The sequence below is a fragment of the Pseudomonas sp. GW821-FHT03E01 genome, from assembly GCF_059420765.1.
Genome location: NZ_JBWKUI010000003.1, coordinates 1 through 16,368 on the forward strand (window position 1 = coordinate 1; position 16,368 = coordinate 16,368).

General features: G+C 62.1%; 11 protein-coding genes. 1 reads left to right on the forward strand and 10 read right to left on the reverse strand.

Going from position 1 to position 16,368, the window contains the following annotated elements; genetic code table 11:
* Positions 1-102 precede the first annotated feature (102 nt).
* From AC07VO_RS05525 to AC07VO_RS05570, 10 genes are all read right to left on the reverse strand, one after another.
* On the reverse strand, positions 103-1,563 hold the full coding sequence (locus AC07VO_RS05525) for an amidase (RefSeq protein ID WP_138867367.1): 1,461 nt from the start codon (positions 1,561-1,563) through the stop codon (positions 103-105).
* Positions 1,564-1,579: 16 nt separating this feature from the next.
* A complete protein-coding gene (locus AC07VO_RS05530; RefSeq protein WP_086945704.1) occupies positions 1,580-2,827 on the reverse strand; it encodes an MFS transporter in 1,248 nt (415 codons plus the stop codon).
* Between the two features lie 10 nt (positions 2,828-2,837).
* Positions 2,838-3,773 carry a SphA family protein gene (locus AC07VO_RS05535; protein ID WP_086945705.1) on the reverse strand — a complete coding sequence of 312 codons (936 nt, stop codon included), beginning with the start codon at positions 3,771-3,773 and terminating at the stop codon, positions 2,838-2,840.
* 78 nt (positions 3,774-3,851) lie between these two features.
* The gene (locus AC07VO_RS05540; RefSeq protein WP_192351242.1) at positions 3,852-4,835 is read right to left on the reverse strand and encodes a helix-turn-helix domain-containing protein; all 984 of its coding nucleotides are present in this window, start codon (positions 4,833-4,835) and stop codon (positions 3,852-3,854) included.
* A 96-nt stretch (positions 4,836-4,931) separates the two neighbouring features.
* Positions 4,932-7,367 carry an efflux RND transporter permease subunit gene (locus AC07VO_RS05545; protein ID WP_192351240.1) on the reverse strand — a complete coding sequence of 812 codons (2,436 nt, stop codon included), beginning with the start codon at positions 7,365-7,367 and terminating at the stop codon, positions 4,932-4,934.
* Between the two features lie 52 nt (positions 7,368-7,419).
* A complete protein-coding gene (locus AC07VO_RS05550) occupies positions 7,420-8,520 on the reverse strand; it encodes a WD40/YVTN/BNR-like repeat-containing protein (protein WP_192351238.1) in 1,101 nt (366 codons plus the stop codon).
* Between the two features lie 70 nt (positions 8,521-8,590).
* Positions 8,591-9,952, reverse strand: coding sequence for a DUF1329 domain-containing protein (locus AC07VO_RS05555; protein ID WP_192351236.1), 1,362 nt, complete (start codon positions 9,950-9,952; stop codon positions 8,591-8,593).
* Between the two features lie 15 nt (positions 9,953-9,967).
* Positions 9,968-11,617 (reverse strand): DUF1302 domain-containing protein, encoded by a 1,650-nt coding sequence (locus tag AC07VO_RS05560; RefSeq protein ID WP_018927880.1) that lies wholly within the window; start codon positions 11,615-11,617, stop codon positions 9,968-9,970.
* A gap of 185 nt (positions 11,618-11,802) precedes the next feature.
* Positions 11,803-12,570 carry a coniferyl-alcohol dehydrogenase gene (locus AC07VO_RS05565; RefSeq protein ID WP_192351234.1) on the reverse strand — a complete coding sequence of 256 codons (768 nt, stop codon included), beginning with the start codon at positions 12,568-12,570 and terminating at the stop codon, positions 11,803-11,805.
* A gap of 71 nt (positions 12,571-12,641) precedes the next feature.
* Positions 12,642-14,117 (reverse strand): benzaldehyde dehydrogenase, encoded by a 1,476-nt coding sequence (locus AC07VO_RS05570; RefSeq protein WP_018927878.1) that lies wholly within the window; start codon positions 14,115-14,117, stop codon positions 12,642-12,644.
* A 293-nt stretch (positions 14,118-14,410) separates the two neighbouring features.
* On the opposite strand from AC07VO_RS05570, the gene AC07VO_RS05575 reads away from it, so the two are divergent.
* On the forward strand, positions 14,411-16,186 hold the full coding sequence (locus tag AC07VO_RS05575; RefSeq protein ID WP_018927877.1) for a sigma-54-dependent Fis family transcriptional regulator: 1,776 nt from the start codon (positions 14,411-14,413) through the stop codon (positions 16,184-16,186).
* The last annotated feature ends 182 nt before the right edge of the window (positions 16,187-16,368 follow it).

A 16,368-nucleotide genomic window follows, 5' to 3' on the forward strand; every position in this document is an offset into this window, starting at 1 on the left:
AACCAGAACTTGCGGTACGTCTGGCAGACCGCATCAGCCGGATTCACGACTGCTGCGCAGCCGAACGCAGCCTCGCAGGCTCGGCAGCTGCTACCAATCGTGTTACGGCGTGGTGCGCAGGCACGCATTCACCGGCGGTACGCGCTGCCGCCAGGGCTGAGCCTGCTCCAGTTGTGCGGCCAGGCTCAGCAAGGTCGCCTCTTCGCCGAAGCGGCCTGCGAAGTGCGCGCCCATGGGCAAGCCTTGCGGGCTCCAGTGAAGCGGTACCGACATTGCCGGTTGCCCGCTGGCATTGAACAACGCGGTAAACGGCGAGTAACTGTGGAAGCGCTCGATCAATTCATCGAGACTCAAGCGGTCGTCCCGCAGGTCCAGCTCGCCGATCGGTACCGGTTCACGGGTCAGGGTCGGGCTGAGGATCAGGTCGTAATCCTGCATGAACAGCGCCAGTTGTCGGCCCAGGGCATGAATCCACTCCACCGCTGCCGCGTATTGCGCGCCACTGACCCCGCCCTTGTCGCGCAGAATGATCCGCGTGCGGGCTTCCAGCTCCTCGGGCTGTACAGGCGCGCCACGCAATTGGCCCAACAGGTCGACGTAGTTTCGCGTGCTGGCACCGATGATAGTGAACACCTGGTCAAGAAACTCAGGCAGCACCACCGGTAACCGGGCGGGTTCTACCCGATGCCCCAGCGACTCACACAGGCTCGCAGCCTGACGCACCGCCTCCAGGCTTTGTGTGGAAGTCGGCCAAGACCCGATCTGCTCCACCAGGGCGATACGCATTGGCCGCGGAGTCTGTTGTACAGCAGTCACATACGGTTGCGCCGACAGCGGCGCAGCATAGGGCGCACCCAAATCGATTCCCGCCGTAGCGTCGAGCAAAGCCGCGCTGTCACGTACCGATAAGGTGATGCAGTGGTTGGTGCCCATGCCCGCCCAACCCTCGCCTATCATTGGCCCGGAGGGCAGCAAACCACGGCTGGGTTTGAGGCCGAAGACTCCGCAGCAGGACGCCGGCACCCGCAGCGAACCGCCGCCGTCATTGCCGTGGGCAAAAGGTACTACCCGCGCCGCCACCAGGGCCGCCGCCCCGCCGCTGGAGCCGCCGGCGCTGTGCTCGGTGTTCCACGGATTGCGGGTGGCGCCGAAACGTGTCGACTCGGTGGAATAGGATGTGCCGAACTCCGGTGCCGTGCTGGTGCCGACGATCAGGCAACCGGCGCGGCGCAGGCGGATCACCACCTCGGATTCGAAATCGGCGCGGGCCCCGCCCAGCGCCAGCGAACCATTGGTCATTGCGGCACCCTGCACCGGCGCGAACAGGTCCTTGATCAAGGTCGGCACACCGGCAAACAGTCCGTCCCGAACCTGAGGTTCGAGCGCTGCCTCGCGGGCCTTGTCGTAGAGCCGCTCGGCCACTGCGTTGAGTTGCGGTTCAACCCGCTCCAGTCGCTCGATCACTGCGTCGACCAGCTCCACGGGCTGCACTTCACCACGCCTGACCCAAGCGGCCAGGCCGGTGGCGTCTTCCTTGTCCAACAACTGATGGATGTCTTGCATGTTTGATACTCCGGATCTATTTCAATGACGAATGGGTGGATGGCACGGAAGAGTTCGAGCGGCGGCGCGATAACCCGGCGATCGCCCAAAGCAACGCGGCAGCAAGACTGGCAAAGGCCAGCCATTCGATGGCGTGACGCAGGTCGCCGGCAAATGCGCCGAGCATCGCCACCACCAAGGGGCTGACGAACTGACCGAAATACAGGCACGCGGTGAAGCCTCCCAATCCCCGACCACGGGTTCTAGCACTCAAGGCCTCCATCATCGGCGCCATGACATTGGGCACCAGCAATCCCGCGCCCAGGCCATGGATCACCACCGCCAACACCACTTGGTTGTAGCTTTGCCCGCGCATCAGCAACCACAACCCGAGCGCCAGCAACAGCAGCAACACCGCATTGGTACCGGCGATCCCCAAGCGTCGACGCAGTAGCGGCCAGGCCAGGGAACCGCCCAGGGTGGCCAGCAGGCTCAAGCCGGCGGACAGGCCAATCAGGGTGCTGGATGTGACCCCGAGACCCACCAGCAAAATGGGCGTCTGTACCGGCACCACAAAGCTCAGCACCATGCCGACGAGGATCAGCAGATAACCCAACACCAGCGGCAGAATCGCCACCCGCTCCGGTCCCTGAACCTCAACGGACGGCTGCGTACGAACCGGCTCCCAGAGCACCTTCACCATGGCCGGCACCAGCAGCAGCGGCAGCAAATAGAGGAGGAACGGCAAGCGCCAGGAGTGCTCGCCCAAAGCGCCACCAACGACGAAGAACAACGCACCGACCAAACCGATGGTGACCACCTGACGATTGATGTAGCGCAAGCGTTCCTCGCCCTGCCAATAGTCGCCGATCAGGGTCGCGCAACAGGTCATCACCGCCGCCTCGGCCACCCCGAACAGCAGGCGCACGGCGACGATGGACTGCAGATCTCCCAGCACCGCCGGCAACGCGCCGAGCAAGGCATAGAGCAAGGTGGCGATCACCAGCAACGCCTTGCGCCCGACTCGATCGGCGAGCCAACCGGCCAGAGGCGCGCACACCGCAATCGCCAGCGCCGGTCCGGTGACCGCCAGTGGCACCAGCAGGTCGGCCCGGGAAGTGAGCGGCCCGAACTCGGCACCGAGTTTGGGCAGGATCGGCGCGATCATCACCGAGCCCATGATGGTCAGGCTGCTGCCCAGCACCAGCACCAGCCCTTCGCGGCGTCCCGTGGCCTGACGCACGACAGGCGTCGCCAGGGTTGAAGCGCAATGCACAGAAGTCATGGTCCGGTCCTCAGAAACTTTGGGAAACGCGCAAGGCGACGGTGTAGCCTTCGGCGCGGTTGCTCGCGCCCTGCTCTTTGTAGAGGTGCAGCCAGACCGGCGGCAGGCCCGGTTTGACGTAGCTCACCGCTGGTCCCACAGCCAGCACCCTGGCGCGATTGCCACTCGTCAGGCCCGGGGCGTCGTCATCGGTGAACTGACGGTAGTAGTACCCGCCGATACCGGCGGTCCAGGGGCCGAAGTGCTGGCCCACGGCGAACTCATGCCGGTACTCCACGCCGTTCTTGTAGTCAGTGGCAGGGTTGCGCGTGTTGATGTCCACCTCGAAGCTCGATGACACCTCGAAGCCGGTGTCACTGATGTAAGTGGCATTGACGATGGGGGAAAAAGTCCAGTGATTGAGCCCGGGGGAAATCAGCCGGTTCTTGTCGTAGTCGCCGGTGGGGGTCTGGATCTGAAACTGGGTGTTGACGAACAGGTTGGGCGACAGGTTCCACTGCAGGATCAGCGGCAGAAACTGCACGTCTGCCAGGCGGAACGGATCGGCCTCAAGCTTCAAAGGACCGCCCGGCGTCGGCACCTCCAGGGAAGCATCCATCTTGAAGAAAGGCACCACCGTGCCGAAACCGTATTGGGCGCCGAGGACGCTGTAGTCCGTCATGCGCATATAGGCGAGGCCGATGGACAGCACGTCCAGGGAGAGATTGTTGTCCAGAGAACGACCGTGGCGGTCCTTCTGCACGTTGGCCGAATAGTAGGCCGTGCGCAGGCCCAGGGTGCCGAATGGCGTGGCCGGCGGCATCATCCCGGCGCCGAAGTCATAGACGCCCACTGCGGTGGTCGGCGCCCCGTTTTCAGTGGCCTGTGCGCCGGCGCACAGGCCGAACAGCCCCAGGGTGAATACAGTGACGCGGCTGATGCTTGAGTTGTTGTTCTTGTGATTCATCGAATGCCCCTCCCAACCAAATGGTGTGGGCCATCCTAGTAACGACTCCGGTAGGCGGGTTATCCGTTTTCAGCACAGTTAATGGCGACGCAAGGTCTGTGAGGGCGTCTCTCCGAACAGTGTGCGGTAATCGCTGGCAAAGCGACTCAGGTGCCAGAAGCCCCAACGCGCCGCCACCTCTTGCACCCCCTGTTCATGGGGGCTGTCACGCAGTTCACGACGCACTGCATTGAGGCGCAACGCCCTTAAATACGCCACCGGATTGATACCCAGGGTTTCCTGGAAACAGTACTGGAGTTTGCGTCGGCTGGCGCCGATGTGATTGCACAGATCGAGGATCGACAATGGTTCGTCCAGATGCCCCAACGCGTATTCCCTGGCACGATCGACCATGCGTTTGCGCGCCGTCGGGTTAAGGGGCGCGGCCTGATCCGGCGCGACCAGTTCCAGCAGTTGCACCATCACGGCATCGCGAATGCCATGACGGATCGCCTCATAGCCCAGCAAGCTGTCGTGGCCCTGATCGGCAGCGGCCAGCTCGTCGAACAGCGCCGCCAACTCAGCCTGCACCGAGGAAGCCCCCAGACGGTAACACTTGGGAAGATCGGTAATTCGAAACCGGGCGCCCTGGCGCTCCAGCACATGTTCAAGGGCCTGGACATCAACCGCCACCCCCAACAGATCCAGATGTTCGGGCGTGCGCAGATCGGGCAAGTGATCACCATGGGCCACCAACAGGCTCGCCTCATGAATCGGATGCCCCGCACAAAACACCGTCCCCTGAGCGCTCAGCGGCACGCTGAAGGTGATGGCTCCCTTCCAGGCGCTGCCACTCTTGAGCATCGCCTGATTAGAGCGGTCGCGCGCCAGTTGCATCCATCCGGCGCGAAACTCGATCAACTCACCTTCGAAGCGACCGGGCGTCAGCTGGTCATAGCGTACCTGCCAGCCGTCCATGTTCTGTGCGTGCTGATCGATGTCGTTGGTGCGATAACGATGAATCGCCGCAGTCATGTCCGGCGTACCGGTGGCGCCTTCCACGCTAGGGTTATTGTTATTCATGGACCTTTCCTGTTGGGCACACAAGGCTTGCAGACTGTTGGGGAGGCAAGTTCCATTCCGCCGTAACAGGCATTGGCGCAATTGTGCCGAAAACGGCTAGTCGGTCCTTCGGCCCTCCTTGATCATCTGCACAAGCAAGCTCGCTTCAGGCTTTTTTGCGAAGAGCTTCTGCGGCAGCAACAGCCAGGCCAGGGCCGGCAGCAGGATCAGGGCGCCGAGCATGTTCACCAGGAACATGAACGCCAGCAGAATCCCCATGTCGGCCTGGAACTTGATCGGTGAGAACGCCCAGGTCGACACTGCGACCGCCAGGGTCATGCCGGTCAGCAACACCACTTTGCCGGTGAACAGCAGCGCCTGGTAATACGCCTGGGCCAGGGTGTCGCCGGCACGCATGCGAGCCAGGATTACACTCAAGACATACAGCGCGTAGTCGATGCCAATGCCCACGCCCAATGCGATTACCGGCAGTGTCGCGACTTTGACCCCCATGCCCAGCCCCACCATCAGCGCCTCGCAAAGAATCGAAGTGAGCATCAGCGGCAGCATCGCGCAAAGGGTTGCGCGCCAGCTGCGGAAGGTCAGCAGGCACAACAGGCTGACGGCGCCGTAGACCCAGAACAGCATCTCGCGCATGGATTTTTTCACCACGATATTGGTCGCGGCTTCGATCCCGGCGCTGCCGGCGGCGAGCATGAATTTGACCTCTGGGATCTGATGCGCGCTGATGAATTTCTCGCTGGCCTCCACCACCCGATTCAGGGTATCGGCCTTGTGATCGGCCAGGTAAACGTACAGCGACAACATCGAGCAGCCCTGATTGAACAGCTCCCTCGGTGCACGGGTTTGCACGGCGCCCAGCGCACCATCATTGGGGATCAGCTCATACCATTTGAAGTTGCCTTCGTTGTAACCGGCCGTGGCGATTTTGCTCAGCGCCGCCATCGAGGTGGTCGACTCCACGCCGGGCAATTGCTCCAGCCGCCAGGCCAACGCATCCACTGCCGACAGGCTCGCGTAACGGGTGCACTGATCTTCCGGAGTCTTGATCATGACCACGAAAATATCCGAGCTGGCCGCATAATTCTGGGTCATGAACAGCGCGTCGCGGTTGTAGCGCGAGTCAGCCCGCAACTCCGGAGCGCCGGGGTCGAGATCGCCGATCTTCAGGTGCAGGCTCACGGCAAAACCGAACGCTGCCAGCAGCAGAGCGCCCAGCATGGCGCCCATGGCCCAGCGCCGTTGGGTGAACAAATCGAGTACGCGCCACAACGGATGCTTGATCTGCGCCTGCAGTTCGGCGTTTTCCGAACTCAGGCTGCGTTGCGCCGCTGCCGGGCTGACACCGATATAGCTGAGCAGGATCGGCAACAGAATCAGGTTGGTGAAGATCAGCACCGCCACACCGAGACTGGCGGTGATCGCCAGATCCTGAATCACCCGGATATTGATCAGCAGCAACACCGCGAAGCCCACCGCATCACAGAGCAACGCGGTCATGCCGGCCGCGAACAGTCGGCGGAAGGTATAACGCGCGGCCACCACCCGGTGGGTGCCGCGACCGACGTCCTGCATGATGCCGTTCATCTTCTGCGCGCCGTGGCTCATGCCAATGGCGAACACCAGAAACGGCACCAGCGCCGAGTACGGGTCCAATTCATAACCGAGGGTGGCGAGCAGACCCAGCTGCCAGAGCACCGCCACCAGCGAACACGTCACCACCACCAGCGTGCTGCGCGCGCAGCGGGTATAGCCAAACAGCACCAACACCGTCACCAGTACCGCCACCACGAAGAACAGCAAAACTTGAGTCAGCCCCTCGATCAGGTCGCCGACGATTTTGGTGAAACCGGTGATGTGAATCCGCAGGTCATCGCTCTGGTACTTGTCCCGCAGGGCTTCCAGTTGCCGGGAAAACTCGCCGTAGTCCAGGGCCTTGCCGGTCTGCGGACTGATGTCCAGCAACGGCACGAAGATCACGCTGGACTTGAAGTTGCCGGCCACCAATTGACCGACCTCACCGGAACGCGCGACGTTGGTCCGCACCTGTTCGATACTGGCCGCCGAGCCATCGTAGTCGTCGGGGATCACGGTGCCGCCATCAAGCCCCTCCTCGGTCACGGCGGTCCAGCGCGTGGTCGGGGTCCATAACGATTTCATGTAGGGCCGGTCGACACCCGGCAGCAGATAGAGCTCGTCGTTGAGCCTGGCCAGGGTGTCGAGATAGTCCTTGGTGAAAATGCTGCCTTGTTTGACCTCCACGGCGATCCGCAGCGAGTTGCCCAGGCCGCTCAACTCACTGCGATTCTCCAGGAAGTTGGCGACATAGGGATGCCCCGTGGGAATGGTTTTCTCATAACTGGCATTGATGCCGATGCGCGTGGCTTGCCAGCCGAGCACCAGCGTCACCAGCAGACACAGCAGGATCACCAGCGGTCGATGGTTGAAGATCGCCCGCTCGGCGAAGTTGCCCGACGCCTGGTCGAAGTCTGCCAGGCGGCCGATCACGGTTTGGGTTTTGTCGTCTTTCAAGTCTGACTCCTGTTGCACGGGCCGTGGCCCGATAGCGCTGCACCGTGAAGATTCAAGGTTTGCCAGAGGCTCGTGGATCCTGGTCAGCGGCCACACCGCTCAAACCAACGCTGGCCAGACTGCCATCGGCCGCCTGTTGCACGGCAGCGACAGTCCCGCCGCTGCGGCTCTGGCGTTTGTCGAAGCTACGACCCTCGTCATGGCTGAATAAAAGCTCGCCGCCCTGGCTGGCCAACAGCAGGCTGCCATCGCGCAGTTCGATGGCGCTCGACAGTGTTGATTCGATGCCGGTGTCGAGGCGTCGCCAACTGCCGCCACGGTCGTCGGACCACCAGGCGTTACCGCGCAAACCATAGGCAATCAAGGCGCCGCCGTGAGTGCCGAGCAAGCCGAAAAAGCTGCCTTCATAAGGTGACTTCAAGGCCTGGAATGAATGCCCGGCATCGGTCGAACGCAACAGCAAACCGCGCTCCCCCACCAGCAGCAAATCGTTGCCCGAGACGCGAATGCCATACAGGTTCAGGCCCTGCGGATTGTCCACATGCTGCATCCACGGCTGCCAGCTTCGCCCGCCGTCGTCGGTACGGTAGATCTGGTTGTAGGCGCCAACGACGTAGCCGTGCAGGCGGTCACTGAAGTACAGGTCGAGAAACGGTTTGTCCGGTCCGTCGTCGAGCATATGCCGGGCCTGCACCAGGTTGCCGGCGCCGCCCGGCTGATCGGCATCGCGCTCAGCGGCCTGCACCGCCAGCGCGGCGGCGCGTTCACCGTCGAGTTGCTTGTGCCAGGTTTCACCGCCGTCCTCGGTGTGCAACACCACGCCCAGATGACCGACTGCCCAACCCTGCTCGGCATCGACGAACTGCACCGCCGTCAGGCTGACGCTGACCGGCACACTGGCCTGGCGCCAATTGACTCCAGCGTCATCCGAGAGCAGCACGATCCCGCGCTCGCCGACCGCCACCAGTCGCTCGCCGGCCCGGGTCAGCCCGAGCAATGCCGCGCGCTGGGCCTTGGCGGTCGACAGTGCCGGCTGCTGCAGTACGGCAAACGTGCTCGCCTGGGCGCTGAACACACACGCCATCAAACCCAATGCCAGGACGCAGGCGCCCCGGCGCAGGCCAAAGCCTGCATAGCGTTTTTGCCCCATCATGTCTTTATCCCACTCGCAAAGTCACAGGCGACCGCAGCGCGCACCCTCACCCGCCGCGGCCTCCCCAGGTTCAACGCATGTTTTCGTTGGCCATGGCATCCGGTGTGAAATAGGACGCCGAAGGTTTCGCGACTTTCTGGTACTGGACCGCCAGATCGTTGCTCGAGGAGTTGAGGAAGTAAGCCCCGGTGTCGAGGTTGTAGCTGCCCCACATGACCTGCGCGGTGAGGGCCGGCAGGTCCGGCGCCAGCAGCGTCAGCGAATACATCTGCCGTCCGAGTTTGCCCTGGGCGTCATACCCGTCGGCCATCAGGATCTGCCAGGAGTCTTCGTCGATGTAGTAGGTGCGACGCGGCACCACATGGCGCTTGCCGGATTTGAGCGTGGCCTCGACCACCCAGACCCGATGTTTCTCCCAACGCACCAGGTCAGGATTGAGGAAGTTCTGCTTGACCAGGTCGTCGCTCTTAGCCAGGCCGGCGCGGTTATTGTTGTAGGCGACAATCAGTTCTTTCTTGCCCATCAGCTTGAGGTCATAGCGATCGGTAGGCCCGAACAGCATGAACGCTTCGTCGAACAGACCGACCCCCGAGGTCACGAAGTCCGGGGTGTCGTAGGCAATGTTCGGCGCACGACGCACCCGGCGCTGGCCGACCAGATACTGCCAGGCCGCGCGGTTGGCCGGGTCCAGGTCCCAATGGGTCATCAGGCCTTCACCGGCCTTGGACGATGGCAACTCGGTCAGCAGCTTGCCCACCAGGTACTTGCCGGAAAAGTTTTCCAGGCTGCCGTCTTCGACGTAGTAGGGAAACTGGTAGGTGTACTGGGCGCGGGTTGCCTGGACTTTCTTGCCGCCGGCGGTCATCAGCCAGGTATCGAAAGGCGAGCTGATGGTGTCGCCGCCCTGCCAGGACAATCGATAGTTCCACAGCACTTGCGTACCGTTTTCCGGGATCGGGAACGGAATGCCGCCATAGGCGCCGGTGACTTTCTCGCTCGCCACGTCCAGCGTGGCGCGGGTGGCATTCTTGCCGGTGTTGTCATACACCCATTGCGGGGCTGCCGCCGAGCGATGGGTCGGGTAGACGTCCAGGCGATAGTCCGGGTATTTCTTCAGCAGCAGTTTGGTGCCTTCGGCCAATACATTGGCGTACTGCTCCATGTTCGAGGCCTTGATCGAATACAGCGGTTTTTCACCGGCGAATGGATCGGGACGTTTGTCACCTGGCTTGTAGCCAGGCGCGACCTTGGTGTAACCGCCTTGCCAGGCCGGGATGCTGCCATCGGCGTTGCCGGCGCGCTCGCCACCAAGGGGTGTCAGTTCAGTCTTCAAACGTGCAGCCTGCTCAGGCGACACGGCCGCCTGCGTCAGGCTCATGCCGGCAAGGGCCAGGGTGAGGACGCAAGTGTTGAGAAATGCTTTGTTCTGCATGGCGAATCCACCTTATTAGAATGAGGTTTTCACGTAGAGCGAGACGAAGTCGCGGTCGGCCAACGACTGCCCGTAACTGAAATTGCCGTCCTCGCGCAGCCCGGCTTTTGGGGCACCGAAGAAGTTCACGTAGTTCAGGCCGACATCCCAGCGCTGCAGGTAGGTGGCCTTGAGCCCGACACTCCAGTCGCCGGAATGGGTATTGCCGAAGCCCGATTTGTTGACCGCCGAAGAGCGCCCATCGAGTACCACACCCATGCCGATCGGCACGGTCAGGTCGATCCCGTCGACAATCTGGAAGTACGCCGGCTCCACCAATACCCGCAGTGCCGTAGCATCGCGGGTGGTGTTGGCATCCAGCGCGGCGGCGTTCTCGGTCACGCTCAGGGTGCGGTTCCAGGCCAGCTCGGCCAGTGCCGAGCCGCCATCCCAAAATGCGGTGGGCGATAACAGGTAAATCGCCGACAGGTTGGCGTGAGCGGTTTTGCCCCTGGCAAACAGTGAGTTATCGTCGCCATCGGCCGCCACGCCAGGGGCCACCACTTGCAGATTGCTCACCAGCGGCGCGTTCCAGCGCACGGAAGTTTCACCGGCAAAGTTGAACGGCCCATAAGCGGTGGAGAAGCTGACACCGGCAGTCTTGATGTCTTCGGCGTAGACCTGACGATAGGAACTCAGGATCGGCAACCCGGTGGCGGCCGCAGCCGCACCGTCGAGGTAGGCGTACAGGCCGGTCGGGGTTTTGTCGTGATACTGCGCAGCGTAGAAACCCAACTCCAGCTCGGTGCCGGTCGGCTTGAAGCGGATCTGCATACCGCCCTGCCCCGAATTTCGCGGTTTCAAATCACCGCCATTCACCGTGTCGTTGCCGAACACTTCGCGCAGTGAACCGCTGCCGTAACCGATGGCATCGATATCGCTCAGGTAGCTGCCGGCGCCGGGCACATTGGAGCGTTCCCACTCAAACTGGTAGTAAGCGCCCACCGACAACTGCGGGTTGATCTGCAACTGCCCGGAGATCTGATTGACCGGACGCAGGATCTCCTTGAACTGGGTCCCCGGCACGCTGAGCAACTTGACCACATCGGTCGGGCCCTGGGCATTGGCAATGCCGTTGCCACCGTAAAACAGGCTTTCGCCGTAGATCAGGCTGTGTCGGCCCAGACGCACCACGCCCTGGGAGTCTTCACCGAGGTCACCGCGCAGGAACACGAAGGCGTCGAGAATTTCCGCATCGCGACCGTGGAGCTTGCGGGTTTCGCTGAGGAAATGCGTTTGCTCGCTGCTGTCGGTGCCCTTGTTGTAGATATCGTCGTACCAGGCTGCGCCGCTCACGCGCAGGCCATAGTTTTGCCGGCTGAGGTCCATTTCGGAAAACAGGTCCAGACGATTGGAGACCAGGCCACTGCTGAAGTTTTTATCACCCTGACTCTGGATCGAGGGATACAGGCCGTTGGCGGTCGGTGCGTTGACCAATCGGCTGTCCTGCCCCTGAAGACGCCAGGCCTGGCTGTACTTGATGGTGTTGTCCCAACGCAGTTTCCAGTCGGAATCACCAAGGTCCATTTGCATGGCCTCGACCCTTTCGACCATCACACCGGCGCTGCATAACGCCAGAAACAGGGCGCAATGCTTGAAACGAAAGCAACGTTTAACGTTGTCCATGGACGCTCCTCATTATTTTTATTTTTGCCTGTGCATCTGTGGCGAGGGGGCTTGTCGGAACGCCGCATCGCCCCGTTGGGGCGCGCAGCGGCCCTCAAGTAGAACCGGTGCACCGATTTACGACTGCTTCGCAGCCGAACGGGAGCAAGCTCCCTCGCCACAGCCGCCGTCTACAGGTGTGCATTTCAGATGTAGGTGGAGGCCAATCCGCCATCGACGGCCAGGTTGACGCCGTTGATCCAGCGCGACTCGTCGGCACACAGGAAAGCGATCACCGCCGCTACCTCATCGGCATAAGCGGGGCGTTTCATGCGATGGGCATCGGCCTGGGTTCGGGCCTCACCGAGCATGCTCACGAAGTCGCCGAGGATCGGCGTGAAAACCGGACCTGGCGCGACGCTGTTCATGCGCACCGAATGTTCGAGAAACCAGGGTTGGGCCTGCAGGTAATTCCAGACGATCAAGGCTTCCTTGAAATACTGGTAGCAGGTCTGGTCCGGTACCGGGTGCTCGGCCAGCCAGGCCTGCCCGGCGGCGAAACCTTCGATGCACGCCAGCGCCTTGTGCTGTTCCAGACGTAACGGCCACTCGGCGCCGAGGATCGAGGCGATATTGACGATGCTGCCGCCAGCGTTGATGCGTGGCAGCAACGCGCTGCTCAAGTGGCGCAATCCCAGGTAGTTGACCCGCGCCAACAGTTGCGGGTTTGCAGTGCCCGGCACCCCGGCGATATTGCACAGGCTGTCGATCCGTGCCGGTAGCTGCGCCAGCAACCGGTCGATGTTCTCGACACAGCTCAGATCGCCCTGAACAAAACCATCCAGGGTCATGTGCGGCGCCTTCAGGTCCACGCCAATCACGTGGGCGCCGTGGCTGCGCAGCAGGCTTGCCGTGGCCGCGCCGATACCCGAAGAGACGCCAGTCACCAGCACAATCTTGTTGTCGAGTTTCATGTTGAGTCCTCTTATTATTTTTGTGTACTCGGTGAGCCGACCTACCTTGTCGGCCCGGCAAAACCGGCCCGTCAGAACGGGTAACGCGGCGCCTTATCCTTGACCGTCACCCATTGCCATTGGGTGTATTCATCCCAGTCGGCCGGGCCGCCTACGCTGCCGGCATTTCCTGAGCTGCCGCGTCCGCCGAAGGGGTTGATGCATTCGTCGGCCACTGTCTGGTCGTTGATGTGCAGCAGCCCGCAATTGAGTTGCTCGCCCATCGCCATCGCGTGCCCGACCGAAGGCGAAATGATCCCCGCGGACAAGCCATACTCGGTGCGGTTGGCCAGGTCGATGGCCTCATCGTCGCTGGCAAAACTCACCACCGTGGCCACCGGGCCGAAGATTTCCTCGTCGAACGCGCGCATGCCCGGGCGCACACCGGAAAGCACCGTGGGTTGGTAGAAGAGCTGCTCATACTCGCCGCCGGCTTGCAGAGTTGCCCCGGCCGTCACACTCTCCGTGACGATTTCATGCACTCGCAACAGCTGGCGTTTGTTGATCAACGGCCCCAGCACCGCCTCACCGCGAGCGGCATTGCCGACCGTGATTGCCCGTGCCTTTTCTGCCAACCGGCGGACCAGTTCTTGTGCAATCGACTCATGGGCCAGGATGCGTCCGGTGGCCATGCAAATCTGCCCCTGATGCAGCCAGGCACCCCACGCGGCGTTACTGGCCGCCAGTTCGAGATCGGCGTCTTCGAGCACGATCAACGAGTTCTTGCCGCCCAGCTCCAGGGCGACTTTTTTCAGATGACGCCCAGCCAGCTCCGCGACTTTGCGCCCCGCTGCGGTGGAGCCGGTGAACGCGATCATCCGCACATGCGGATCGCGGCACAGCGCTTCTCCGGCTGGCGCTGCACCCGGCAACACCTGCAGCAAGCCCTTGGGCAGACCGGCCGCCTCGAACAACCGGGCAATGATGAAACCGCCACTGACCGGGGTCTGCGGATCGGGCTTGAGCACCACGGCGTTGCCCGCCGCCAGCGCCGGCGCCACCGAACGCAGGGACAACACCAAGGGAAAGTTGAACGGCGAGATCACCCCGACCACGCCATGGGGCAACCGGCGTGCATAGGACAAGCGCCCCGCTTCGCTCGGCAGAACCAGACCATGGGGTTGCGACAGCAGCCCGGCCGCCTGATGCAGCAACACGATCGCCTCACGGACCTCATGTTCACCCTTGAACAGGCTGCCGCCACTTTCCCGGGCGATGTACAACGCCAGTTCGGCAAAGTGTTGCTGGGCCAGTGCGGCAGCTTTACGAAAGATCTCTGCGCGTTCCCGTGGCCCCAATGCCGCCCAGGCCGGTTGAGCACGAGCGGCGTTCAGGCTGGCAAACGCGATGTCCGCTGCATCGGCCAAACCGGTGACGGTCAACACCTCGCCGGTGGCCGGTTCAATGACGCTATGGCTGCCGCCCAATGGACGTAGCCAGTCACCATTGAAGATGCGTTCACGCCATGGCTCGTCCCGCAGAAAATCAGATGGTTCACTTACCGACATTTCGGTCTCCCGGCTCTTGTGTTTGTCATTGCCTGACGCGGCCTTGCTAAAACGATGCAAGGCGTCTGCGTGGTGAAAGCGCTAGAGCAAGGGCTGTGCCGACTTCCTGCGTCGCGCCGCATTTCAAGTGGCGAAGGCTCTGGCTTGCGGGCTGTAGAGGGGTGTTTGCGAATAGGACAAGGTGCTTGGCGTACAGCCGGCAGCTCACCACTTGTCCAAATGATAAAGTTATGTTTAATAACTGTTTTGCTAGTTGATCATTTCGATCAGTCGACTCGCTCAGGGGCATAACAATGAACAATCCCCATTCGCTGCTTCCTCATCTTGCCGTGCAGGAGGAGCATTTCTCGCCCCGAGGCGACAGTACCCAACTGGCCGAAGGCAACTCACCGACCCTGGCCGAGTTGACCGAATGCCTGTTCTTTTCCCCTGTTGACGGACGTATCTGGCTCAACGACCAGCGCATGCTGCTATTGCACAGCTCATCCTTCGGCGCGCTGCGACGGGAAATTATCGAGCGCCAGGGACTGGAACAGAGCCGCGGCCTGTTTACCCGCACCGGCTATCTCTCCGGCGCACGCGATGCGCGACTGATCCGCGAGCGCTGGCCGGACGCCGACGCCGCGGCGGTTTTCTCGGCCGGCACGCGTCTGCATACACTTGAAGGCATGACCAAGGTCGAACCCCTGCACTTCAAATTCGACGCCGACTCAGGCTTCTATGAAGGTGAATTCCTCTGGCACCACTCCTGTGAGGCCGACGAACATATCGCCGCCTACGGGATCGGCCAGGATCCGGTGTGCTGGACCGAACTGGGCTATGCCATCGGTTATGTCAGCGGGCTGTTCGGCCGTCTGGTGATCTTCCGCGAAACCGAATGCCGGGGCATGGGCCATGAGAGCTGCCGGGTGATCGGCAAGACCGCCGAGCAATGGGGCGATGTCGAGCAGGACCTGAGTTATCTCACCGCCTCACCCTCAAGCGCCGAGCCCAAACAGCCTCAAGCCCCGGCGCCCGCCCCCCAGGATGACGACAGCGAAAACCCCGGCGGGCCAAAACCGATTGGCGCCAGCGCGGCCTTCAATGCCGCTACCCTCGCCTTGCAGCGCGTGGCGCCGACGCCCGCCACGGTGTTGTTCAGCGGCGAGTCCGGGGTCGGCAAAGAGTTGTTCGCCCGTCAGTTGCATCAGTTCAGCCCACGCCATCGAGCACCTTTCGTGGCGCTCAACTGCGCCGCCATCCCGGACAATCTGATCGAGGCTGAGCTGTTTGGTGTCGAACGTGGCGCCTACACCGGCGCGACCCATTCGCGCCCCGGACGCTTCGAGCGCGCCCAGGGCGGCACGCTGTTTCTCGACGAAATCGCCAGCCTCAGCCTGCCGGGTCAGGGCAAGTTGCTGCGTGCATTGCAGGAGCGAGAGATCGAGCGCATCGGCGGTGGCCAGCCCATCAAGGTCGACGTCCGGGTGGTGGCGGCCACCAATGTCGATTTGCGCAAAGCCGTGGCGGCCGGAGAATTTCGCGAAGACTTGTTCTACCGGCTGAATGTCTACCCCATCGTGCTGCCACCGCTGCGCGAACGTCGCGACGACATTCCGTTGCTGGTCAACGCGTTCCTGCGGCGCTTCTGTCAGGCCTACGCCCGCAAACCCGCCGGCCTGACCATGCGCGCACTCAAGGTGTTATTGCGCTATGACTTCCCCGGCAACGTACGGGAACTGCAGAACCTGGTGGAGCGCGGCCTGATCGCCAGCGAAGACGGCCAAGCCATCGATCTGATCCACCTGTTTCGCAACGAACCCATGCCGCAGGATGCGTACTCTCTGGACGACAATGGCAGCCTCGCCGCAACCGACCAGAGTCCCACCGGCACACAGCCTCGCCCGGCCTTGCTGGAGACCCTGGCTCGCCTGGAACACGGCTTCTCCATTGAAGGGCTGGAGTCGCGCCTGATCGATGAAGCGCTGCAAAAAAGCCAAGGCAATCTGGCCGCTGCCGCGCGACTGCTGGGTTTGAGTCGTGCGCAGTTTGCCTATCGACTGAAAAAATACCGACAGGCATCGGCTTGATTCAGACGGACCAATGCACGGTGAACAGTGTGTAAAAGATTAATGAAATTAACTATAAAGCCTGAGGACTCTCGCCATCAGCCAACGAGACTTTTCGCTTCCGGGATAAACGCGCACTACAGAAATTAGCGCTTTAAAAGTTTTACCCGATTAAGTATTTTGCATGGATGATTGGGCGACAT